We start from the raw sequence: 942 nt of genomic DNA on the forward strand, positions 1-942 counted from the left end.
TCCCGCCGATCTTACGGTTTGGCTGGGCTATGCCACTTTTCGTTGCCCGGGTCTGTCGGCTATGTAACTATGATTAGACAGTAGCCTTACTACTTCTTTTGATGTGGAGAATCTGTTCGTCTTTGCTGAACCACCATTGGAGGGGTTCCGTGCTCGAAGAACTGACAGCTGCGCAAGCTGTGATTGGGTCGTTGATCATAGCAATCGTGCTTACGGGCTGGAGCGGATTGCTGGACGCCATGGCGAGCGAGGGATGGCCCACAGCACGGGCACTGGCCAACACGAAGCGATGGCGTACTGGCTGCATCTGGGGTCTTTCATTATTTATAACGCCCTGATCACCTACACCATGGCGTTGCGCCTCAGAACCGGATTCACTTTCGCTCTTCTGTTCACAATCGCCATGGGCCTGCATTTCGTCCTTACCGACCGCAGCCTCGAGGAACACTATCCCCGCCGCTTTCGTAAGACCGGCCGGCTCCTGTTGGCAGCGCCCCTGATTGTGTGCTGGGCGCTGTCGACCATCTTTGCCCCGACGAGTACCGTACTGGTCGCGGTGTTGACCGCATTGCTCGGTGGTTCGATTCTTTCAACGTTTTCAAGGAGGAAATACCGGATGACCGGCGCTCCAGTTTCGGCTGCTTCGTTACGGGCATGGTCCTGTATTCGGCGTTGTTGGCGCTGATTACCTCCCTGGAGTGATCAGCTCAATGCCTGCCTACAAATCGTACGGATCGCGGTACCGGCTCGCCTCGCGTTCGATCGGCCGGGCCGATTCTTTGCGGACCCAGACACTGTGGGTCTGGAGCTCTTCATCGGCCCAGCTGAGGAGAACGTGTCCACAGGTCTGGCTTATGCCTTTGGCATCGATGATTTCGAATCCGCCGGACTCGAGGCGCACTCTTCCACGCGCATAGGGTTCCCGCCGATAGGGAAAACGAG

Annotated in this window: 2 protein-coding genes; one reads left to right on the forward strand and one right to left on the reverse strand. The window is 57.0% G+C overall.

The features are described 5' to 3' along the window. The first annotated feature begins 103 nt into the window (after positions 1–103). Positions 104–685, forward strand: coding sequence for a hypothetical protein (locus Y707_RS23080; protein WP_155852654.1), 582 nt, complete (start codon positions 104–106; stop codon positions 683–685). Between the two features lie 33 nt (positions 686–718). On the opposite strand, the gene Y707_RS0103105 is transcribed toward Y707_RS23080, so the two are convergent. Continuing rightward, positions 719–942: hypothetical protein (locus tag Y707_RS0103105; protein ID WP_216699192.1), on the reverse strand; the 224-nt coding region annotated here is incomplete at its 5' end.

This window comes from Arthrobacter sp. H14 (genome assembly GCF_000520495.1).
Classification (GTDB): domain Bacteria; phylum Actinomycetota; class Actinomycetes; order Actinomycetales; family Micrococcaceae; genus Arthrobacter_C.